The organism is Sulfitobacter sp. UBA4523 (genome assembly GCF_002388305.1).
In the GTDB taxonomy this organism is placed as follows: Bacteria; Pseudomonadota; Alphaproteobacteria; order Rhodobacterales; family Rhodobacteraceae; genus Sulfitobacter; species Sulfitobacter pontiacus.
The window spans coordinates 692-23353 of record NZ_DGMH01000029.1; the positions used below are offsets into that span (position 1 = coordinate 692).

Annotated in this window: 18 protein-coding genes and 2 tRNA genes; 9 read left to right on the forward strand and 11 right to left on the reverse strand. The window is 60.7% G+C overall.

From position 1 onward, the window contains the following. Both alaS and recA read right to left on the reverse strand, forming a co-directional pair. A partial coding sequence (alaS, locus tag B3849_RS07290; protein ID WP_286779973.1) for an alanine--tRNA ligase occupies positions 1 to 2645 on the reverse strand: 2645 nt, incomplete at its 3' end. A gap of 134 nt (positions 2646 to 2779) precedes the next feature. Continuing rightward, positions 2780 to 3850, reverse strand: coding sequence for a recombinase RecA (gene recA, locus B3849_RS07295; protein WP_005853202.1), 1071 nt, complete (start codon positions 3848 to 3850; stop codon positions 2780 to 2782). A 206-nt stretch (positions 3851 to 4056) separates the two neighbouring features. On the opposite strand from recA, the gene B3849_RS07300 reads away from it, so the two are divergent. Next, the gene (locus B3849_RS07300) at positions 4057 to 4650 is read left to right on the forward strand and encodes a hypothetical protein (RefSeq protein WP_009826904.1); all 594 of its coding nucleotides are present in this window, start codon (positions 4057 to 4059) and stop codon (positions 4648 to 4650) included. 12 nt (positions 4651 to 4662) lie between these two features. Here B3849_RS07300 and B3849_RS07305 read toward each other — a convergent pair whose 3' ends face one another. From B3849_RS07305 to guaB, 3 genes are all read right to left on the reverse strand, one after another. After that, positions 4663 to 6948 (reverse strand): ATP-binding protein, encoded by a 2286-nt coding sequence (locus B3849_RS07305; RefSeq protein ID WP_278426216.1) that lies wholly within the window; start codon positions 6946 to 6948, stop codon positions 4663 to 4665. A gap of 114 nt (positions 6949 to 7062) precedes the next feature. After that, positions 7063 to 8223: an RsmB/NOP family class I SAM-dependent RNA methyltransferase gene (locus B3849_RS07310; protein WP_278426215.1), complete on the reverse strand. Its 1161-nt coding sequence runs from the start codon at positions 8221 to 8223 to the stop codon at positions 7063 to 7065. A gap of 38 nt (positions 8224 to 8261) precedes the next feature. Further along, the gene (guaB, locus tag B3849_RS07315) at positions 8262 to 9710 is read right to left on the reverse strand and encodes an IMP dehydrogenase (protein ID WP_064215768.1); all 1449 of its coding nucleotides are present in this window, start codon (positions 9708 to 9710) and stop codon (positions 8262 to 8264) included. 239 nt (positions 9711 to 9949) lie between these two features. On the opposite strand from guaB, the gene B3849_RS07320 reads away from it, so the two are divergent. The 3 genes from B3849_RS07320 (at position 9950) to B3849_RS07330 (ending at position 12737) form a co-directional block, all read left to right on the forward strand. Beyond that, on the forward strand, positions 9950 to 11986 hold the full coding sequence (locus B3849_RS07320; RefSeq protein WP_278426214.1) for an ASKHA domain-containing protein: 2037 nt from the start codon (positions 9950 to 9952) through the stop codon (positions 11984 to 11986). Between the two features lie 89 nt (positions 11987 to 12075). Further along, a tRNA-Gly gene (locus B3849_RS07325) sits at positions 12076 to 12149 on the forward strand. A 165-nt stretch (positions 12150 to 12314) separates the two neighbouring features. Then, complete coding sequence (locus B3849_RS07330) at positions 12315 to 12737, forward strand: lysozyme inhibitor LprI family protein (RefSeq protein WP_278426213.1); 423 nt, start codon at positions 12315 to 12317, stop codon at positions 12735 to 12737. Positions 12738 to 12758: 21 nt separating this feature from the next. On the opposite strand, the gene B3849_RS07335 is transcribed toward B3849_RS07330, so the two are convergent. Then, positions 12759 to 14087 carry an ATP-binding protein gene (locus B3849_RS07335; protein ID WP_286779974.1) on the reverse strand — a complete coding sequence of 443 codons (1329 nt, stop codon included), beginning with the start codon at positions 14085 to 14087 and terminating at the stop codon, positions 12759 to 12761. Between the two features lie 45 nt (positions 14088 to 14132). On the opposite strand from B3849_RS07335, the gene B3849_RS07340 reads away from it, so the two are divergent. Together B3849_RS07340 and B3849_RS07345 are read left to right on the forward strand one after the other, a co-directional pair. Next, positions 14133 to 15044 carry an MBL fold metallo-hydrolase gene (locus tag B3849_RS07340; protein ID WP_278426210.1) on the forward strand — a complete coding sequence of 304 codons (912 nt, stop codon included), beginning with the start codon at positions 14133 to 14135 and terminating at the stop codon, positions 15042 to 15044. Positions 15045 to 15125: 81 nt separating this feature from the next. Continuing rightward, positions 15126 to 15200: transfer RNA gene (locus B3849_RS07345), tRNA-Asn, on the forward strand. 284 nt (positions 15201 to 15484) lie between these two features. Here B3849_RS07345 and B3849_RS07350 read toward each other — a convergent pair. Together B3849_RS07350 and B3849_RS07355 are read right to left on the reverse strand one after the other, a co-directional pair. After that, positions 15485 to 17797, reverse strand: coding sequence for a xanthine dehydrogenase family protein molybdopterin-binding subunit (locus tag B3849_RS07350; RefSeq protein ID WP_286779975.1), 2313 nt, complete (start codon positions 17795 to 17797; stop codon positions 15485 to 15487). Further along, on the reverse strand, positions 17790 to 18260 hold the full coding sequence (locus B3849_RS07355) for a (2Fe-2S)-binding protein (RefSeq protein ID WP_037962516.1): 471 nt from the start codon (positions 18258 to 18260) through the stop codon (positions 17790 to 17792). The genes B3849_RS07350 and B3849_RS07355 overlap by 8 nt, the downstream gene beginning before the upstream one ends. A 323-nt stretch (positions 18261 to 18583) precedes the next feature. Between B3849_RS07355 and B3849_RS07360 the strand changes: the two genes are divergently transcribed. Continuing rightward, the gene (locus B3849_RS07360) at positions 18584 to 19129 is read left to right on the forward strand and encodes a YaeQ family protein (protein WP_286779976.1); all 546 of its coding nucleotides are present in this window, start codon (positions 18584 to 18586) and stop codon (positions 19127 to 19129) included. A 60-nt stretch (positions 19130 to 19189) separates the two neighbouring features. Here B3849_RS07360 and B3849_RS07365 read toward each other — a convergent pair whose 3' ends face one another. Together B3849_RS07365 and B3849_RS07370 are read right to left on the reverse strand one after the other, a co-directional pair. Then, positions 19190 to 19570 (reverse strand): VOC family protein, encoded by a 381-nt coding sequence (locus tag B3849_RS07365; RefSeq protein WP_278426150.1) that lies wholly within the window; start codon positions 19568 to 19570, stop codon positions 19190 to 19192. A gap of 54 nt (positions 19571 to 19624) precedes the next feature. Continuing rightward, the gene (locus B3849_RS07370; protein WP_278426151.1) at positions 19625 to 20014 is read right to left on the reverse strand and encodes a nuclear transport factor 2 family protein; all 390 of its coding nucleotides are present in this window, start codon (positions 20012 to 20014) and stop codon (positions 19625 to 19627) included. Between the two features lie 97 nt (positions 20015 to 20111). On the opposite strand from B3849_RS07370, the gene ftrA reads away from it, so the two are divergent. Next, the gene (gene ftrA / locus B3849_RS07375; protein ID WP_278426152.1) at positions 20112 to 21092 is read left to right on the forward strand and encodes a transcriptional regulator FtrA; all 981 of its coding nucleotides are present in this window, start codon (positions 20112 to 20114) and stop codon (positions 21090 to 21092) included. Between the two features lie 124 nt (positions 21093 to 21216). Then, positions 21217 to 22377 (forward strand): amidohydrolase, encoded by a 1161-nt coding sequence (locus B3849_RS07380; RefSeq protein ID WP_278426153.1) that lies wholly within the window; start codon positions 21217 to 21219, stop codon positions 22375 to 22377. A 33-nt stretch (positions 22378 to 22410) separates the two neighbouring features. Here the strand turns inward: B3849_RS07380 and B3849_RS07385 are convergent. Then, positions 22411 to 22662, reverse strand: a 252-nt coding sequence (locus B3849_RS07385; protein WP_286779977.1) for a serine hydrolase, incomplete at its 5' end; no start/stop codon positions are given.

A 22662-nucleotide genomic window follows, 5' to 3' on the forward strand; every position in this document is an offset into this window, starting at 1 on the left:
TTTTCGGCCGCGGCAATCGCGGCCTCGGCGTTTGCGACATCTTTGGCACCGCCCTGGGCCATTTCAGGACGACCACCGCCACCCTTACCGCCCAGTTCGGCAACGACGGTCTTGACGATATCAACCGCCGAGATCGAGGCGGCCAGATCGGCGGTCACACCCGCCGCGACCGCTGCCTTGCCGTCGGCATCAGCGATCAGCAGCACCGCGCCGGACCCGAGCTTGGCCTTATGTTCGTCGATCAGCGCGGGAAGATCCTTGCCGGTCACACCGTTGACCACCTGCGCGATGAACTTGATCCCGTTCACCTCGCGCGGGGCCGCGGCACTGGCATCGCCACCGCCGGACATGGCCAGCTCGCGGCGCAGCTGAGCAACCTCGTTGGCCAAAGCGCGGCGTTCATCCAGCAAGGCACGGACGCGATCGGGCACATCCGCGGTCGAGGTCTTGAGCTCTGCCGCGACGCGGGTCAGCGCGGTTTCCTGCGTGCGCAGCCACTTGAGGGCTTCGGTGCCGGTCAGCGCCTCGATCCGGCGTATGCCCGAGCTGCTGGAGCTGTCGCCCAATAGCACAAAGACCCCGATGTCGCCGGTCTGGCGCACGTGGGTACCACCGCAGAGTTCCAGCGAATAGGTCTGCTTGTCCGCGCCCTTGCCCGAACCGGCCTCGCGGCCCATAGAGACAACCCGCACCTCGTCGCCATACTTCTCGCCAAAGAGCGCCTGCGCCCCCATCTCGCGCGCGTCATCCGGGGTCATGATCCGGGTTTCCACGGCGGTGTTCTGGCGGATGTAGCTGTTCACCTCTTCCTCGACCGCGGCCAGTTGGTCGGCCGTCATGGCGTGGTTGTGGCTATAATCAAACCGCAAACGATCCGCCGCATTCAAAGAGCCACGCTGCATCACGTGATCCCCCAAGGTCTTGCGCAGCGCCTCGTTCAGCAGGTGTGTGGCCGAGTGGTTCGCTCGGATCGAGGTCCGGCGCGCGTGGTCCACATCCAAGACCGCAGCCTGAGAGGTCTTGACTGTGCCCTCTGTCACCTCGCCGATATGGATGAAGACACCCGCGGTCTTGCGCGTGTCGGTCACCGTGACCACGCCGCTGTCGGTTTTGATCGTGCCGGTGTCCCCGACCTGACCGCCGCTTTCGGCATAAAACGGTGTCTGGTTCAGCGCGATCTGAACGGCGTCGCCCTGTTTCACCTCGGCAACCTGCGCACCGTCCTGGATCAGCGCAACGATCTGCCCCTCGGCAGTTTCGGTGTCATAGCCCAGAAAATCGGTGGTGCCGGACTTTTCGGCCACATCGAACCAAATGGTCGCATCCGCCGCTTCGCCCGAACCGGACCATGCGGCACGCGCCTTGGCCTTTTGCGCATCCATCGCGGCGTTGAAGCCTTCAAGGTCAACCTTGCGGTCCTGTTCGCGCAGGGCATCTTGGGTCAGATCGACCGGGAAGCCGTAGGTGTCATAGAGCTTGAACGCGGCCTCGCCCGGCAGATCGGCACCGGCGGGCAGGCCCTTGAGTTCGTCATCCAGCAGCTTCAGACCGCGGTCCAACGTTTGTTTGAAGCGCGTTTCTTCCAGCAGCAGTGTCTCTGTAATCAGTGACTGCGCCTGCCCCAGCTCGGGGTAGGCCCCGCCCATCTGACGCACCAGTTCGGGCACAAGGCGGTGCATCAACGGGTCTTTCAGCCCCAGCAAATGCGCGTGACGCATCGCCCGGCGCATAATCCGCCGCAACACATATCCCCGCCCGTCGTTCGACGGCATCACCCCATCCGCGATCAGGAAGGAGGTCGACCGCAGGTGGTCGGCGATCACGCGGTGGTGCGTCTTGCCCGGGCCATCCGGATCGGTGCTGGAGGCATGAGCGCTCGCTTCGATCAGGTTGCGCATCAGGTCGGTGGCATAGTTGTCGTTCGTGCCCTGCAACAGCGCTGCGACCCGCTCGATCCCCATGCCAGTGTCGATCGATTGGTTCGGCAGTGCGGTGCGGCTGCCGTCCTCGAACTGTTCATATTGCATGAAAACGAGGTTCCAGATCTCGACAAACCGGTCGCCGTCTTCCTCTGGCGATCCGGGAGGGCCGCCCCAGATGTGATCCCCGTGGTCGTAAAAAATCTCGGAGCATGGGCCGCAAGGACCGGTCGGCCCCATCATCCAGAAGTTGTCATCTGTCGCGATGCGAATAATCCGGTCGTCCGGCAGCCCGGCGACTTTCTTCCAGATGTCCGCAGCCTCGTCGTCGGTATGGTAAACGGTCACGTAAAGACGGTTGGGATCAATGCCCAGTTCTTTGGTAATCAGCTCCCATGAAAAGGCGATGGCCTCGGCCTTGAAGTAATCGCCAAAGCTGAAATTCCCCAGCATTTCAAAGAAGGTATGGTGGCGCGCTGTATAGCCCACATTGTCGAGGTCGTTATGTTTGCCCCCGGCGCGCACGCATTTCTGCGCTGTCGTCGCACGCGAATAATCGCGGGTTTCGACGCCGGTAAACAGGTTCTTGAACTGCACCATGCCAGAGTTCGCGAACATCAGCGTGGGGTCGTTTCGCGGCACCAGCGGGCTGGACGGCTGGATCGAGTGACCCTGCTTTTCAAAATAACCAAGGAAGGTTGATCGGATATCGTTGAGCGTCTTCATATGCGGGGCCTTTCGAGGGGCAAAAACAATTACCTTCGAATACCCTCGCGACAGAGCACTGTCCACAGGCAGCCCCCATGAAAAATGGCGCGCCCTGGGGGCACGCCTTTTCTAACCACTTGCGGTGCAAGCCTTTACGCTTCGAGAATATCCGCGTCGTCGCTGTCGGAGCCGTCGAAGTCCAGCCCATGGGCCGCGCGGATCTTGTCTTCGATCTCATTTGCCATGGCGGTGTTTTCTTTCAGGAAGGTCTTGGCGTTTTCACGCCCCTGTCCGATCCGTTCATCGCCATAGCTGAACCACGATCCCGATTTATCAACCACGCCAGCCTTGACCCCAAGATCCAGCAGCTCGCCCATCTTGGAGATCCCTTCCCCATACATGATGTCGAATTCGACCTGCTTGAACGGTGCGGCGACCTTGTTCTTGACGATCTTGACCCGCGTGGCGTTGCCGACCACCTCGTCGCGATCCTTGAGCGCGCCAATGCGGCGGATGTCCAGACGCACGGAGGAATAGAATTTCAGCGCGTTCCCACCGGTCGTCGTTTCGGGCGACCCGAACATAACGCCGATTTTCATCCGGATCTGGTTGATGAAAATCACCATGCAGTTCGACCGCGAGATCGAGCCTGTCAGTTTCCGCATTGCCTGGCTCATCAGACGGGCCTGCACCCCGACAGAGCTGTCGCCCATATCGCCTTCCAACTCGGACTTTGGTGTCAGCGCAGCGACGGAGTCGACCACCACCATATTCACCGCACCAGAGCGGACCAACGTATCCGTAATTTCAAGCGCTTGTTCGCCGGTGTCAGGCTGGGAAATCAGCAGCTCGTCGATATCAACGCCCAGTTTGCGCGCGTATTGCGGATCAAGCGCGTGTTCCGCGTCAACAAAGGCACAAACGCCGCCGTTTTTCTGCTGCTCCGCAACACAATGCAGGGTCAATGTGGTCTTACCCGAGGATTCCGGGCCATAAATCTCGATGATCCGCCCCATGGGCAGACCGCCGATACCAAGCGCGATATCCAGCCCCAACGAACCGGTCGAGCTTGCCTTGATGTCCTGAATGGCCCCTTCGGCCCCCAGCTTCATGATAGACCCTTTGCCGAACTGGCGTTCAATCTGTGCCAGCGCGCTGTCCAGGGCCTTTTGCTTCTCAGCTTGTTTCTTGTTGTCCATAGTCAAAAGATCTGCCGTTGCCATGATAGGTTATCCTCTTACTGTCACAGTGGTCTGCAAGCCGCAATCATCATGCCCCGACCATCTTGATGTTCTTTCTATGTTCCATATGAGATCAAAATGAGAACATTACAATGTATTTGTTTGCCCTTTCATCTATTTATTGAACTGATTAACATTCGGTTGATACGCGAAAATTACTATTCGACTGACGAAAGGTTTTCTTTCAAGTGCTTGTTTTCTTTAAGGAACGCCTTGCGTTTTTGTCGGTTCCAAAAACCGGCACCACCGCCTATGAAACCGCTTTGGCCCCCCGGGCGGATATGGTCATTTCTGAACCGCCCATGCTGAAACATGCGCCGGTCTATCGCTACAACCGGTTTATTCGCCCGATGTTTCTGAAAGTCTGTGACACGGAGCTTGAATTGATGGCCGTCATGCGCGAACCGATCAGTTGGCTGGGCAGTTGGTATCGTTATCGCCAGCGGCCCTTTATGCAAGGCAAGCCCAATGCCACCTTTGATGTGAGTTTTGATGAATTCATCCTTGCCTATATGAAGGGGAAAAAACCAGGATTTGCCGACGTGGGCAGCCAGCTAAACTTTATGGCAGCGCAACCGAACGGAACGGGCATAACCCATTATTTTCGATACGAGAATCAGGATCGGTTAAAGGGTTTTCTTGAACAAAGGCTCGACGTGACGCTTGATCTGAAACAAGAAAACGTGTCCCCCCAAATGGACCTGCATCTTTCCCCGGAGATAGAGCAACGTTTCAAACGCAAATTCGCAGATGAATTCGCGCTTTACGACTCGATCGAGTAGAGGGCAGCCAGCCTATTGGATCTGACTGTTCACAGTATGCGTCAGCTCGGTCAGCGAAAACGGTTTAGGCAGGAAAACAGAATTGGGAATCGTCATTTGGGCATCCCCGAAACTATCCTCGGCATAGCCAGAGACAAAGACCACAGGCACCCCCGGGCGTGCTTTCAGCGCTTCGCGTACCCAGGTGGGGCCATCCATCCCCGGCATGATCACATCGGTGACAAAGACATCAATATTAAGCGCTTGGTCCTCAAGGGTTTTTAGTGCCATCTCGGCCGAGTCGGCTTCTAGAACAGTATAGCCGCGCATGCGCAGCGCGCGGCTGGCAAATGCACGCACCGGTGCTTCGTCTTCGACCAGCAAGACGGTCCCGTCCTCTCTTTTCGATCCGGTCGGGGAAGCGGTTAGTTTCATCGGCGCTGATGCCTCCGCGCCCTTACTATGGCACGGGAAATACAGGGTGAAGGTGGTGCCTTCCCCGATCGTGCTATCGACGAAAATATAGCCCCCCGACTGTTTGACAATACCGTAGGCGGTGGACAGCCCCAGCCCCGTCCCCTCGCCGGTCCGTTTGGTGGTGTAGAAGGGTTCAAACACTTTTTGCAAACGGTCCTGCGGAATACCTTCGCCCTCGTCAGTGACCTGAACAGTTACATATTTCCCGACGGGCACGGTCACCCGATCACGTGTAAGCGGTTCAGCCAGCTGGGTATTTTCTGTCGTGACCTTGATTTCCCCGCCCATGGGCATCGCATCGCGCGCGTTCACGATCAGGTTCATCAGCACCTGTTCCAACTGCCGTTTATCTGCACGGATAGGCTGCAGGATCGGGTCATGGCTGAGCGTCAGGGTCACCGTTTCACCAACCAGACGATTAAGCAAATGGGTCAGGTCGGCAAGCGTGTCGCGCATATTGACCGTCTCGGGGCGGAGCGTCTGCTTGCGTGAAAAGGCGAGCAACTGCCCCACCAAAGCCGCAGCGCGGTTGGCATTCTGGTCGATCTGTACCAGATCGCTGTAATCACGATCGCCCGGGTCATGGCGCAGAAGGAGCAGGTCACAGTGGCCGGAAATAGCGGTGAGCAGATTGTTAAAATCATGGGCAACGCCCCCAGCAAGCTGCCCGATAGCCTGCATTTTTTGACTTTGGGTAAACTGCGCCTCCAGCGATTTAAGCTCGGTCGCGTCATGTAGCACGGCGATAAGCGTGGGCGTGCCGCCTTCGGAAATCAGGCTTAACCTTATCTGGACAAACACTTCCCGATCGCTGCGTTTGAGCCTGAGGAACTCGGGCTTTTGCAGCAATCTCCCTTCCAGCGTATCTTGCAACCAGTCCGAGATTGATCGCCCCAGCCCCTCCATCACGTCGGCAAGCGACACGCCTTCCGTCAACTCCGCGCCCACCAACTGCTCTGCCGGGGCGTTGAAGGACAAAACCTCGCCACTTGGGGCGACTTTGATGAGCGGGATCGGCAGGTTTTGAAGCGCGGACCATCCTGCGTCCTGAAACCGGTCGTTTGCATGGGGCAGAAAATACAGTGCACGGCGGTTGGCCGAGGCTCCGATCTCGGCGACGGTCATGCATATGGGGCCTTTGGCAGTCTGCACGGTGACCATTTCCCCCGAAGCGATGGGGATATCGCCGATGATCTGGTTCAACGCTGTCACGCGTCTGCCGACTAGGCTGCGGGCCGCGGCGTTCATAAACAAAATGACATTGGAGTTGCTGGCCATGACCATTGGCAACCCGTGGTCGCTCGCGCCAGCGCTGTTTTCGGACGCGTCCCACAAGGTTTCGAGCCGCCAAAATAGATCTTCCCCCACGCGGTGCGCGGACAGGCGCATGGTGCCGTCACGGGTGTTGATGTCTTCTTTCGCAGCGCCCCCTTCCGTGGCCTTGGCCGCGAGCCGAGACGACAGCGCCTCCGGGTCCGCGAAAAGCGGCGCGAGCAGGTCGGCGATGGTGGGCTGTGCCGGACGCAGAAAGGTGGTTAACGCGACGTTGTTCTGCGCAACGATATCGCCTTCCTTGGTGGTAAGTACACATGGGTTCGGATCATCAGCCATCGTGGTTTTTGCCGCCGCACGCTGCGCGCGTTGCACGCGCTGGCGGCGCAGCGCGACCACAAAGTTAACCAAGACAGCAAGGCCGACAGTGGCGCTGGCAGCCTGTAGAACGATGGCCAGAGAGCGCGCTGGAGCGATTGAACCAAGGATGGCGGCGAAGATAACAAAGGCTGATAGCACCAGCCAACGCTTACCAAAGACGATCTGACGAGCCGCACTTTCTTGAGCCAACACTTTCCCCCTAAATCATGAAACCGAGTTCATTTAGACTTAGGAGGGTTAATGTGCTGTTAATTTCGTATCAGGTCAAAGGAAATAACATCTTCAAGTTGTTTCAAAGATCCTTCAACGACGTTTAAAATGTGCCGTGAAAAATCCGTCACCCTGCGCATCTACATGGAAACGCTTGGTAAATACCTGCGTCCAGTCCGGGTTCCGCGCCAGAAACGCCGCGGCCCGATCTTCGTTTTCAGATTGCAGAACCGAGCATGTCGCATAGGCCAGCATCCCGTTTTTGGTGGTCAGCATGGCAGCGTGATCCAGGATTTTATCCTGAATTTGTGTCAATTCTTCCAGACGACCGGCTGTAAACGTCCACTTGCCTTCGGGCGACCGGCGCCACGACCCGCTCCCCGAACAGGGGGCATCGCATAGAACGACGTCAAAGGGGCCTGCCCCGTCCAGTTCATCGGTTGTCACCTGTCTGACGGTTACACCAGCGCGGTCTGCGCGCGCGGGCAGGTCCACCATCCGGCGCGGATCGATGTCGTGGGCAAAGACAGTCGCATCGCGCCGCGCGGCCATTGCCAGCGCCTTGCCGCCGCCACCTGCGCAATAATCAAGCATCCGCTCAGCTTCGGGAAGCGCTGCCACAACCGCTTGGCTGGCCGCATCCTGAAGTTCAACATCACCGTGTAAGTAACTGTCAGAGTTGCGAAGTTTTCGCTCCCCCTCAGTCACCGTCAGGGCGGTCGCGCAAAGGTCATTCCTGCGTGTTTCGATACCGGCTTCGGCCAACGCCTCTGCCACATCCGCGACTGTTGCCTGCGCTGTATTCACCCGGACCGAGATCGGAGCCCGCGATTGCAGGGCCTGCGCGACAGCTTCGGCGTCTGCACCGAGTGACGCCTGAAACAGCGGTATGATCCAGTCCGGCAGGTTCCACAGGGTCGCCATATCACTTGGCGCGTTGGGGGCCGTGGCCTCCGCGTCCGACAACGGCAGCGGCGCGTGACCTTGCCCGTTGAACAGCGGCGCAAGCTCGATGCCCTGCGCCCGCAAGACGCCAATCATCAGCGCCCGCCCCGTGTCACCACCCCCAAGGTGCGCGGCCAGCCGCCGCTGCCGCAAGACATCGAACACATGATCGCGCACCGCAGCACGGTCCTTGGACCCTGCATAGCGGCTGCCACGGGCCCAACGGGTCAAGGCTTGCTCCGCCGGGACACCGTCCGCCATTGTGTTCAAAATCTCGATGGCGGCAGAGATGCGCGCGCCGGGGGTCATGCTTGGGTCACGTAGATTACGCCTTTGATTTAAGGGAGTTACCCGATGCGGTAGTTCGGGCTTTCGCGGGTGATCTGCACATCATGCACGTGGCTTTCAGACAGACCCGCGTTGGTGATCTTGACGAAAGTGCAGTTCTTGCGCATCTCTTCGACCGTGGCGCAGCCGGTATAGCCCATGGCCGCACGAAGCCCGCCGACCAATTGGTGCACAACGGCATTGGCAGAGCCTTTATACGGCACCTGACCTTCGATCCCCTCTGGCACCAGCTTGTCCGATGCGGCGTCTTTCTGGAAATACCGGTCGGCAGAGCCGCGCGCCATGGCGCCAAGGCTGCCCATGCCACGGTAGCTTTTGAAGCTACGGCCCTGGTACAGGATCACCTCGCCGGGGGATTCATCGGTGCCCGCAATCATGCTGCCGACCATCGCGCAGGACGCGCCTGCCGCAATCGCCTTGGCGAAATCGCCCGAGAACTTGATCCCGCCGTCAGCGATGATAGGCACATCGCCCGCGGCTTTGGCGCAATCCATGATCGCCGTCAGCTGCGGTACCCCGACGCCAGCCACCATGCGGGTGGTGCAGATCGACCCGGGCCCGATGCCAACCTTAACAGCATCCGCCCCCGCATCGATCAACGCACGGGTCGCGTCCCCTGTCGCGACGTTGCCCGCAACGATCTGCACGTCGCTCGACAGGTCGCGGGCACGGCGCACCGCCTCTGCCACGCCGGCGGAATGGCCATGCGCAGTATCGATTACGATCATGTCGACACCGGCTTCAACCAGGGCCTGCGAACGCTCATAGCCCGCGTCGCCGACAGTCGTTGCCGCAGCAACCCGCAGCCGACCAAGGTTGTCTTTGCACGCGGTGGGGTTCAGCACAGCCTGTTCGGTGTCTTTCAACGTCAGCAGACCCGTCAGCTTGCCCTTGGCGTCGGTGACCAACAGCTTCTCGATCCGGCGCGCCTTCATCAGGCTGATCGCCTCGTCGCGGTCGGCGGGCTCTTGCAGCAACGCCAGATTGTCGGAGGACATCATCAGGCGCACCGGCGTGGCATCATCAGAGGCAAAGCGCATATCGCGGTTTGTCACAATGCCCACAACGCGGCCTGCTTCATCAACAACCGGGAAGCCCGTGACACGGTAGCGTTCCTGTAGCGCCTTGGCATCGGCCAGCGTCTGGTCAGGGCGCAGGGTGATCGGGTTGTAGACGATGCCGGATTCAAACCGTTTGACGCGGCGCACTTCCTTGGACTGTTCGTCGATCGTGAGGTTGCGGTGAATGACCCCCATGCCCCCCGCCTGCGCCATGGCAATCGCCATGCGGCTTTCGGTGACCGTATCCATCGCAGAGCTGAGCAGCGGAATGTTCAGGGCGATCGATTTGGTAACGCGGGTCCGCGTGTCAGCCGTAGACGGCAACACGTTTGATGCCGCAGGCACCAGTAGTACATCATCAAAGGTCAGAGCCTCACGAATCTCCATTTTGCACCTCGGCTTGCATGGGTTCATTTGGCGGTTTCATATTTCATGGATGGCCTTGATTGGAAAGACCCATTTGCACGCTAACTGCATTGCTTGACGCGCATACGTGATCCGCGCAGCCGCTGTCATGGGGGTACAGGGGCACAGACAGGCGCAGATGGCAGGAATTATGCCGCATCGCGGCTTTCACCTGCCGCCTGCTACGCTATGGTGCGCCAAAGTGTTGAGGATAAAGATAGATGAGCAACGATCCCCTTGTGGTATTCACGCCTTCGGGCAAACGCGGTCACTTTGCCAAGGGCACGCCGGTGCTCACGGCGGCGCGGCAGTTGGGCGTCGATCTGGATTCCGTCTGCGGCGGGCGTGGCATCTGTTCGAAATGTCAGATCTCGCCCGGATATGGGCAGTTCTCGAAGCACGGGGTCACCGTGGCGCCGGATGCGCTGTCCGAATGGAACAGCGTCGAACAACGCTACAAGGACAAGCGCGGTCTGATTGATGGCCGCCGTCTGGGCTGTCAGGCGCAGATCATGGGCGACGTGGTGATCGATGTGCCCGCCGAAAGCCAGGTGCACAAACAGGTGGTCCGCAAACGGGCCGAGGCGCGCGATATCGTGCTCAACCCGTCGACCAAGCTCTTTTACGTCGAGGTGCAGGAACCCGACATGCACGACCCCTCGGGCGATCTGGAACGGCTCTGCGACGCCCTGCGCGATCAGTGGCAGCTTGAAAATGTCACCGCCGATCTGCAAATCCTGCAAACGCTGCAACCTGCGCTGCGCAAGGGCGCATGGAAAGTCACCGTGGCCGTGCATTTGGGCGATGATGAGAACCCGGCCCGCATCATGCATCTTTGGCCCGGCTTCTACGAAGGGTCGCTGTACGGGCTCGCGGTCGATCTGGGCTCTACCACCATCGCCGCGCATCTGTGCGACCTGCAAACCGGAGAGGTCGTGGCCTCATCGGGCGTGATGAACCCGCAGATCCGCTTTGGCGAAGACCTGATGAGCCGCGTCAGCTATTCGATGATGAACGAAGGCGGCGCGGCAGAGATGACCCGCGCGGTCCGTGCCGGTATGAACACATTGTTCGATGAAATCAGCACCGAGGGCGGCATCGACAAGGGCATGATCGTGGATGCGGTGTTTGTCTGCAATCCGGTCATGCACCACCTGTTTCTGGGCATCGACCCGTTCGAGCTGGGGCAAGCGCCCTTTGCGCTGGCCACGTCAAACGCGCTGCGTCTGCGCGCCATGGACCTGGACCTGAACATCCACCCCTCTGCCCGCGTCTATCTGCTGCCCTGCATTGCGGGCCATGTGGGCGCGGATGCCGCCGCCGTTGCCCTGTCGGAAGCCCCCGATAAATCCGACGATCTCGTGCTGGTAGTCGATGTGGGCACCAACGCCGAAATCCTGCTGGGCAACCGCGATAAAGTGCTCGCCTGTTCGTCCCCCACCGGTCCCGCCTTCGAGGGGGCGCAGATCAGCAGCGGCCAGCGCGCCGCCCCCGGCGCGATCGAACGGGTAGAGATTGACCCCGTCACCAAGATCGCCCGGTTCAAGGTGATCGGCAGCGACCTGTGGTCCGACGACCCCGCTTTCCTATCTCAGATCGGTGCCAGCGGTGTGACCGGCATCTGCGGCTCGGGCATCATCGAAATGGTCGCTGAAATGCGCATCCACGGGATCGTCGACGCCCCCGGCCTGATCGGCACGGCTGAACAAACCGGATCGGCCAATGTCTTTGCCGACGGGCGCACCAATTCCTATCTGGTTTATGATGGCACCGCCGATGGTGGCCCGCGCATCACCGTGACCAACCGCGACATCCGCGAAATCCAGATGGCCAAGGCAGCACTTTATTCCGGCGCGCGGTTGCTGATGGATAAATTCGGCGTCGATCACGTGGACCGCGTTGTGCTGGCCGGTGCCTTTGGCGCCCATATCAGCCCCAAACACGCGATGATCCTAGGCATGATCCCCGACGCCCCCCTCGACAAGGTGACATCCGCCGGGAACGCCGCAGGCACCGGCGCGCGCATTGCCCTGCTCAACACCTCCAGCCGCGCCGAGATCGAAGAGACCGTCCGCAACATCCACAAGATCGAGACCGCCATCGAACCCCGCTTTCAAGAGCATTTCGTCAACGCCTCTGCCATCCCCAACGCGGTAGAGCCCTTCCCGATCCTCAACAGCATCGTCACCCTCCCGACCGAGACCTTCAACACCGGCGGCGACAGCTCCGGCGGCACCCGCCGCCGCCGCCGCCGCTAAGGTCTGCCCGCAACCATCGGCAAAGGGCGCGACAGGCAAAAACCCCGCTTGACGCACCCGCCACATCGGATTAAGTCACCTCACGGCGCGCGGGTATGGTGAAAAGGTATCACGGCAGCTTCCCAAGCTTTAGTTACGAGTTCGATTCTCGTTACCCGCTCCAACATTCCCTCAAATTCACATCAATCCTTTTTGGGGATCGCGGCATGTCTCGCCGCTAAGGGCCGTTTGTCGATCATCGCCCTTGACCCGACCGGTAGCATTCCGCCGTGCTTTGCGGCAGTATCTCTTTCGTAGCTTTGCCATGTCGCCCGAAAGGATACGCCAGATGTTGAAATACATGTTCTTTTCGCTGCTGTTGATCCCGGCAACGGCCACCGCTGAAAAACTACCCCCTGCATCAGAACCTTTGTCAGACTGCACCGCGCCGCAGACAGATCCGGACGCCGTGCATCAATGTTTGTTTGCAATGGGCGATCAGGTGGAGCGTGACATGGTGCGCGCCTATCTCGATGCCCAAGCGGCGCTGGCTGCGTTTGATCAGGCGTTTTCGCGAAAGGCCGATGCCTCGGCGAGCGCGTTGCTGCAAAACTCTCAGATCGCATTTGAAGACTACCGCAAATATCACTGCGCGTTTCCCGAACGCTTGTCTTTGGGGGGAACGGCCGCGATCAATGTGACGCTTGGCTGCCGGATTGACCTGACGCGATCGCGCATCGAGCAGTTGCAAGACTATGCCACCGCACGCTGACGCCACCGGTGCCTTGGCGCATTATCGTGCAATGACGATATCCGCGCGCAGACCGCCCAGAGTGTCCGAACTGCCTAATCGCAGCACGCCGCCATGCGCGCGGGCGATGTCGGTTGCGATAGCAAGGCCAAGGCCCACGCCGCCGCTGCCACTGTTCTGATTGCGCGCGGGGTCAAGCCGCGAGAACGGGCGCACGGCCTCGATGCGGCGATCCTCGGGGATGCCGGGGCCGTCGTCCTCGACCCTGATCCGCAGGGTTTTATCCGTCAGCAGCACAGATACCTCGGCCCGCGCCCCATAGCGCACCCCGTTCGAAATCAGGTTATCCACCGCGCGCAAAATCGCCATGCGGCGCAGGCGGACGGTGCCGGTGCCATCGCCTTCGGGTGGGAGCAAGGTCACGTTGCGACCAGCGCGTTGCGCATCCTCTACGGCGGTTTGCATCAGGGCGTGCGGGTCCAGGGGTTCGGCCTCGCCCTCAGCGGTGCCTTTGGCGAAATCAAGGAAGGCATCCAGCATGCCCTGCATATCATCGACGTCCTGCAACAGCGGCTCCGCATCGTCTTCGTCGATCATCGACAGGCCAAGCCGCATCCGCGTCAAGGGCGTGCGCAGGTCATGGCTGACCCCCGACAACATCAAGGTGCGCTGTTCAATCTGCCGTTCGATCCGTGCGCGCATATCGACAAAGGCCGCCCCCGCCGCACGCACCTCGACAGCGCCTGTGGGGGTATATGGCACGTGACGCCCGCGGCCAAAGGCTTCGGCCGCGCGGGCAAGCCGCTTGATCGGACGCAGCTGGTTGCGCAGGTAAACGAAGGAGATCAACGTCATGAAAAAGCCGAAGCTGAAGGTATACACAAACAGCTGATGCGGGTTCTGCGCCGAGATCCTCCGCCTCTCGAACTGGAGATCAAGCGGGCCAAAGCGCGACTGCACATAAAGATGCACCCCCGTGGGCCGCGTCAGATCAAGGCTCAGGAAGGATGGCAGATACTCATCGAACCGCGCCACCATCACCCGACCGGAATAATCATACCACGACATCCGGTTGCGCGTCGGCACCTCGCTGGCGGATACAGGCGTCACCCCCATGTCCAGCGCGGCCAGCCGATCTTGCACAGTGGCCGGCACGGCAGCGGCGGAGGGGGCATCATCGACCACCTGCATGACCAGTTCGACCTCGCGCAGGACCGTGTCGGTCATCTGGTTGGTGACCCCCTCATAGTTCCGCTGTGCAAAGATCACGGTCATCACGAGCTGCAAGATCACCACCGGCAAAAGCAGGATCAGGGCAGCGCGCCCATAGATGCCGCGGGGCATATATCGTTTGAGCCAGACGAAGAACATGGGATAGACCTTAGCCAGCCCCCTGCCCCAGCGAAAGGCCAAACCATGCTGCCCCCTGACGACTTCGACCCCGCCATCGGTATTGCCGAGATCTTGGAACCGGGCCTGCGCCGCATCGTGGCCGACAACCCCTCGCCCATGACCTACCGTGGCACGAACACCTATCTGCTGGGCACGCGCGGCATCGCCGTGATCGACCCCGGCCCCGCATCGCCGCGGCACCTGCAAGCGATACGCGATGCCATCGGACCCGAACAGCACATCAGCCACATCATCGTAACCCATACGCATCTGGACCACTCGCCCCTCGCGCGCGATCTTGCCCGTGCCTGCGGCGCGCCGATACTGGCCTTTGGCGACGCGTTTTCTGGCCGCTCTGCGGTGATGCAACAACTGGCCGCCGTGTCCGATATTGGCGGCGGCGAAGGCATTGATGCAGAGTTCATCCCCGATCGCCCCCTAAGTCACGGAGAGACCATCGCCGGCGACGACTGGACGCTGAGCGTGATTCACACCCCCGGCCATATTGGTAACCACATCAGCCTTGGCTGGAATGACGCCTGTTTCACCGCGGATCACGTCATGGGCTGGGCCAGCTCGCTGGTGTCGCCGCCGGATGGGGATCTGACCGATTTCATGGCATCTTGTGCCGAACTGCAAAAAAACGACTGGCGGGTGTTCTATCCGGGTCATGGCGCGGCGGTGACCGACCCTGCGGCAAGGCTCGATTGGCTGGTGTCGCACCGCCTCTCGCGCGAGGCTGATATCCTGCGCGCCCTCGGCCAAGCCCCCGCCACAGCCGCCCAACTTGCTGCCGCGATCTACACCGAAACCCCGCCTGCGCTACTGGGTGCCGCGACCCGCAACGTCCTTGCGCATCTGATTGACCTTACAGGTAAAAACCGCGTCGCCCCCGTTGAATCCCTCTCTGCGACAGCCACCTTTCGCCGGGTATGAAAATCTTTTGAAAAAATCTGGAAAAAAGTGGCAAAACCCTCTGGACGCCGGAAATTACCATAGCTATACGGTGCAGACCGTTCCGACGTAGCTCAGCGGTAGAGCAGTTGACTGTTAATCAATTGGTCGTAGGTTCGATCCCTACCGTCGGAGCCAACTTCCCCTTAGGTGGTTGGCGGTAAACGAAAAAGCGCTCCTTCGGGGGCGCTTTTCGCGTTCTGGGGGCCTGCGTGGCACATCCTTTGCGTTTTAGCTGATGGGGTGCCAATCCCACGCAACACGGTGCGCAGAACGGCGCGATGCGCAGCGGCGCGGCGCGGTGGGAAAAGGAACAAATTTCGGGAAATATGGGCAACGGTGCCAACCGGATGTGAATCAGCCGCAGGCACTTGGGTTACCGGAACAGGCGGGCGCGATGACTGCGCCCGCCCGATCAGTTTTTAGGACTTCATCGCGGCAAGCACAGCATCGCCGGTGATCGGCAGATGACGCACGCGCGCGCCGGTCGCGTTGAAGATCGCGTTGGCAATCGCGGGTGCGATCACGGTGGTGCCGGGCTCGCCCAGACCAACGGGTACTTCGGTGCTTTCGACAAAGTCGATTTCAAGCTCGGGCACATCGGCCAGACGCAGTGGCGTATAGGCCCCGAGGTTCAGGTCGATAACGTTGCCGTTCTCGATCCGGGTACCTTCATGCAGCGCCAAAGACAGCCCCCAAAGCGCCGCACCTTCGCATTGTGCGCGCGCGCCGTCGGGGTCCACCACGGTGCCGCAGTCAAACGCCAGCCACATCTTCTGGACATCGACCGCGCCCGTTTCAGGATCAACCGCCAGCTTGACCGCCGCCGCTGTCCAGGTCGGCATGCTGCGCGACTGGCCATAGGTGGTGGCAATACCGATTGCGGTGCCCTCGGGCAGCTCTGCACTGCCATAGCCCGACATCTCTGCCACGCGTTGCAACACAGCGGCCTGACGCGATGCCCCACCAACCGCATTGGGCGCAGAGCCCGCGTTGATGCCTTCGGCCTTCAGGTGATCCAGACGGAACTGCAGCGGATCGGCACCGACTTTATGCGCCGCTTCATCCATGAAGCTTTCCACGGCAAAGTTGGTCCAGCCCGGTCCGACAGACCGCAGCCAGCCGGGACGGAAGGTCGCATTCGCCAGATCGTTCGAGATCGCCCGCACCTGATGCGCCCCCACCGTGTACCAGTGATCGGCGCCGTCAATGGCAAAGGGGTCATAGGGTTCTTCGTTGACACCTTTGGGCATGAAACCCGGTGCCATCACCTGCGTCGGCCAACCGGCTGCGGCGTGGTGTTCCATACCCGTGACCGATTTGGCATCATCGAACGCCATGCGCAGTTTTTGCACGGACGGCGACCGGATGCTGTCGAATTGCGCGTCTTCTTCGCGCGAGAACACCAGCTTGACCGGCTTGCCAACCGCTTTCGAGGCGAGTGCGGCAGGCACGATATAGTCACCGTTCAGGCGACGGCCAAAGCCCCCACCCAGCATATAGCTGCGCATCACGATCTTATCGGCGGGTACTTCCAAAGCGGCGGCCAGCGTGGGTAGGATCAGCGATTGCCACTGGTTGCCCGCGTGGGTTTCCCAAACACCATCGGCGTTCTGGAAAACCGTGGCGTTCACCGGCTCCATCTGGAAGTGCAGCACGGATTGCGTGGTGTATTCGGCTTCGAGCATGTCGGCGGCGGCATCAAAGGCAGCGGTCGTGTCGGGCTGCTCTGTGTGCAGGATCGACCCTTCCTCGCCCTGGATCAGCTCGCGCGAGCGCGCCTGGATATCCTCTTCCGAGACATTCGCCGTCTCGCCCGAGGTCCAGTCGACGCTGATCTCGTAGGTCGCCGTGCGCGCGGCGTGCAGCGTTTTGCCCAGCACCACAACCCAGCCCGGCACAGTGCCCGACGGGTCGTCGATCACCACGGTTTCAAGGTAACCCTTGATGTCCTTGGCACCGCTATCGTCCACGGCATTCACCTTGGAGCCATAGCGCGTCGGCGGCAGCATCGGCACGCCGTACACCATCCCGTCGACCTTGGCATCCAGACCATAGATCGCCTGACCCGTGGTTTTCGTATCCAGATCAAGCGGATGCACGTCCTGACCCACAAGGCGCAGGTCAGCGTGGGGTTTCAGCGGCAGCGCTGCCAGCTCTTCTTCGGTGAAGCTGCGGTCAAGACCATCGGCCACCAGATCACCATAGCTGATGGTTTGCGTGCCATCGGTCACCGCACCGTCGCGTGCGGTCAGACCCGAGGCATCAACACCCCACTTTGCCGCTGCGGCTTCGATCAAGGCGGTCCGGCCAGCGGCCCCTGCTTGACGGTAGACAGGCCAGCTTTGCCAGATCGACCAGCTGCCGCCGGTGACCATCAGGCCCCATTTCTCGGCTGAATCCACATGGGTGATGTGCACATCTTCCCAAGCCACTTCCAGCTCATCCGCCAGAATACGCGCGATGGCGGTGCCGACGTGCTGGCCCATTTCGGCGCGGATGATGTTGACGTTGACCTGACCCTCGGCGTCGATCCAGTACCACATCGACGGCTCGAACGTGTCGCCATTGGGCGTGACCGGCGTGCCATCCGGCACCGCAGGGTTCATCGCCGCGTGCGATGCCTGCGGGAAGCCGAATGCAACGCCAACGGCCGTCATGGAGACAAGGAACCCACGACGGGTCATCTGGGGTTGCGTCTCTGCGCCTGTGAGGCGGGAAATCAAATTAGCCATTGTCGGAGCCTCCCATAGCGGTGGCGGCGTCGCGCACGGCTTGACGGATTCGGGTATAGGTCATGCAGCGGCACAGGTTGCCGGTCATCACCGCGTCGATGTCGTCATCGCTGGGGTTGGGCGTGTCTTTCAGCAGCGACGCTGCCTGCATGATCTGACCCGACTGGCAATATCCACACTGGGGCACGCGCAGGTTCCGCCACGCTTCTTGCACAGGGTGGTTGCCGTTTTCGTCCAGCCCTTCGATGGTGGTGACCTTCATACCTTCGACATCCGAAAGATAGGTGATGCAGGACCGTGTGGCCGTCCCGTCGATATGCACGGTACATGCGCCACAGGCGCCGATTCCACAGCCGAACTTGGTGCCGGTCAGTCCGATCTCGTCACGGATCGCCCACAACAGGGGCGTATCCGGCTCAGCGTCGACAGAGACCTGCCGTCCGTTCAATTCGAATTCAATCATTAAGTCGTTGTCCTTGGGTAATTTTTGCCTAGGGCGGAGCGCGCGTATAACAGCGTGGTTTCGAACTGGTCAACATAGGTTTCATGGCACCCTTTGACAGGTCTGGACCAAGATGATCACGGGATTGTCAGAGGTCCATGCGCGATACGCGTTTATCGATCCTACACGAAAAGCACGCATGGCGAAAGAATATTTCGCCACCCCTCACACACGCATGATTTTCCACAGCGCAGTCTCGCCTTGTTTATCCAGTCACCGGCAGGTACTGCCCCCCATCACCAGACTGTATAGGACAGTCCGGTCATCAAGGGTCCGGCAACGTCATGGCGCAAAATTCTCTGATCTACAAAGTCGAGCTTTCGGTCTCGGACATGGATCGCCACTACTACGAGACCCACAAGCTGACCGTGGCCAAACACCCTTCGGAAACCGATGAACGTCTGATGGTGCGCCTGCTGGCCTTTGCCCTGAACGCGCATGAGCATCTTGAGATGACAAAGGGCCTGTCGACCGATGATGAACCCGATATCTGGCAAAAAAGCCTGAGCGACGAGATCGACGTTTGGGTGGCCCTCGGCGTGCCAAGTGAAAAGATCATCCGGCAGTCCTGCAACAAATCCGCGCGGGTCATGATCTATTCTTATGGCGGCAAAACGGCAGAGGTCTGGTGGGACAAGGTTCGCAGCGGCACCGCCCGTTTCGACAAGCTCGAGGTCGTCAATCTGGCAGAGCATGACACCGCGGCGCTGGCAAAGCTGGCCAACCGCGCGATGAAGCTTGGCGTGCATGTTCAGGACGGTGACGTGATGGTCAGCGTCGATGACAGCGTCGTCTACCTGACGCCCCAGACGTGGAAAGAAGCGGGCTGACGCGCCACTGACGTCGGGGGTGACCCCTCGCCAGCGCGCACTTAAGCGAAACTTGTGCCGCTACTGCATGGAGTGGAAGCCGACCATATTGCCCTCGGTATCCTGACACACGAGGATCCAGCCAAACTCACCGATGGATGTTTTCGGCTGCGCGACGCTGCCGCCCGCGCTGGTCGCGCGTTTCTCTTGGGTGGCGCAATCCTCGACCATGAAATAGACAATCGTGCCCCCGACCCCTGGCCCCGCATAAGGCGCTTTGGTCAGCGCGCCCCCCGCGCCATAGGCTGTCATCTCGGTCGGGAAGCTCATCATCTGCATCTCACCGCTCGGGTCTGGCATCGGCTCCAGCTTGGTGTCGAGCATGGCTTCGTAGAAGCCGACCGCCCGATCAAGGTCGTCCACATAGATATCGAACCATCCTACGGCATTCAACTTGGTCATTTCCTATCCCTTTCAAATGTTTGGTGTTGTCGTAAGATCGAATTGCCTCGCCGCTCAGACCGCATTGGACGCGTCAATGCGCCGCTCAAGATGCCAGATTTTCGATACAATCTGCCACCCCTGCGCGCCCTTCACGAAACCAAGGTGATCGACGAAGACATTGTCATGGGCGCGGATGCGGATTTTCACCGTTGCACTTAGCGGCGACAGCATGTCGATCATCAACACCTCGGCCTCGCGCGGTTGCCCGGTGCTGGCAGGAGAGACGCGGGCCCCGACATCGCGGCTGAAACTGTCGATCGGCTCTACAAAGACCGCCCCATTGTCACCGTCAAACAGGCTCGAGTCCGGGTGGAACACGGCATTCAGCTTGTCGGTGTCACACTCGTGTATTGCGTCAAAATAGGTCTCTATCGCGCTCAGCAGGTCAGGGTGCAGGGTCATGTCAAACCTCCGGTATGTGTTGCTGATCCAAGATTGCCATTTCTGCGAAACCCGCGATACTGGCTATATTGACAAGCTTCGGTCGGATTCTGCCAAAATGTCCCAAGTTGCGCCCCGAAACGCCCCCTTGGTCTGTGCGCTTGCCTATGACGGGCTGTGCACCTTCGAATTCGGCATCGCGGTAGAGCTTTTCGCCCTGCCCCGACCCGAATTCGCGGATTGGTACCGCTATGCGACCGTTAAGGCCGAACCCGGTCCGATCCGCGCCACGGGCGGCATCACGATCGAGGCGCAGGACGATCTTGATCTGCTGCGGCAAGCCAGCCTGATCATCGTGCCCGGCTGGCGCGGTGCCGGTGACGATGCCCCTGTCCCGCCCGCGCTATGCGCCGCCCTGCAAGACGCCTATGCCCAAGGCGCGCGGATCGCGTCGATCTGTTCAGGTGTCTTTGTCTTGGCCGCGGCGGGGCTGCTGACAGGCAAAAGCGCCACAACCCATTGGCGCTACACCGATAAGCTGGCCGCGCGCTACCCTGACATATCCGTGGACCCTGACGTGTTATTCGTGGAAGACGACAGGGTTTTCACCTCCGCCGGATCGGCGGCGGGGCTGGATCTGGGGCTGCATATCATTCGGCAGGATCACGGCGCGCAGGTCGCTGCGTCTGTTGCCCGACGGCTTGTCCTTCCCGCACAACGCGATGGCGGGCAGCGTCAGTTCGTGCCCCGCCCCGAGCCCAAGGCGCGGATGGGGTCGGATCTTGCGGCGCTACAGGATATGATCCGCGCCACACTTGACGAGGACTGGCCGATGGCGCGTATGGCACAAACCGCCGCGACCAGCGGGCGCACGCTGGCCCGCCGGTTCCGCGAAGAGACAGGCGATACCCCCCTCAACTGGCTCAAGCTTGAACGGGTATCCCGCGCCGCTGAACTGCTGGAAAACAGCGCCATCCCGCTGGCCGATATATCAGACGTCTGCGGCTTCGGCTCGGCCGAGAGTTTTCGCCGCGATTTCCGCAAGTTGATGGGCGTCCCTCCGATCCGGTATCGCGAAAGGTTCGGGGCTACCGCCTAGCCCCGAACCCTACGCTCGGTTTCCCGCACCGCCCGCACAAACGCGCCTACACTGCACCCGTCGCGTTTGCTAAGGCTTTGACCTAACATACCAGAAAACCCCCAAGCAGAAGGCGTCGCGTTTTATGTTGACCAATAGTGATCTTGTGGAACTGACCGAATTTCGCCGCGCGCTGCATCGCCATCCCGAAGTCTCTGGCGAAGAGGTAGAGACCGCAAAGACCATCGTTAGTGCGCTAAAGCCCCTGGCGCCCACCCGCATCCTGACAGGTCTTGGGGGGCACGGCGTCGCGGCGGTGTTCGACAGCGGCACGGCTGGCCCGACGGTCCTGTTCCGCGCCGAGCTTGACGCCCTGCCGATAGAAGAACGCAACAGCGATATCGCGTGGCTGTCCGAGGTTGCGGGCAAAAGCCACGTGTGCGGCCACGATGGTCATATGACGATGCTGCTGGCTTTGGGGCGCATGATCGCGCGCAAACCGGTCGCCACGGGGCGCGTGGTGCTGATGTTCCAACCCGCGGAAGAGGACGGCAGCGGGGCCAAAGCGGTGGTCAGCGACCCCGCATTCGATGCGATCAAACCGGATTGGGCCTTTGCGATCCACAATGAACCGGGCAGCCCGTTCGGCTTTGTCTCCACCCGCGTGGGGCTGATCAACTGCGCGTCGATGGGGCTCAAGGTCAAGCTCAGCGGGAAAACCGCTCATGCCGCCGACCCGCAAGACGGGGTATCGCCCGCGCTCGCGGTGGCACGGCTTATCGCCGCGCTGGATGATCTGGGCCACGGCGACGGCGGCCCGCGCAACGACGACTTCCGGCTGGTCACCGTCACCCACGCCACTATAGGAGAGCCGACTTTCGGCATCGCGCCGGGTGCGGCAGAGGTGTTTGCCACCCTGCGCACCGCCGGCGATGCGGGGCTGGAAAACCTTGAGGCCGCCGCGCGCGATCTCGCATCAACGATTGCCGCTGAATACGGTCTGGGCGTCTCTTTCGAGGTGCATGACCATTTCGCCGCTTCGATCAACGACGCAGACGCCTATGCCGTAGCGACCAAAGCGATGGAGGCGATCGGCGTGCCCTTTGGCGAGGAAAACGTACCCATGCGCGCCTCCGAGGATTTCGGCGTATTCGGCTGGGGGGCCAAAGCCGCGATGCTGTGTCTCGGACCGGGGGAGGATCACGCGGCCCTGCACAACCCCGACTATGACTTCCCCGATGACCTTATCCCCATCGGAAGCGGGATCTTTGACCGCATCGCCCGAGATCTTCTGGGGACGGCGTAACCCGCCCCCTTCTGAACGCGCCGCCCAAGCCCGCTAGTCCTGCGTCGCCAGCAAATCGGTGATCAGCGCATGGGTCGCACGGACCCGCGCCTCGTTCGGATAGTTGCGGTTGGCAAGCACAACGATTCCAAGGTCTTGCCCCGGTAGCAGCGCGACATACCCGCCGAACCCGTTGGTCGCGCCGGTCTTGTTCAGGATCACATCGCGCTGCGGCGGCAACGGTGGGGTCAGGCGGGTCGCGGGCTGGGGCGACAGGATAAAGTCATAACCGTTGCCCGCCTCCAT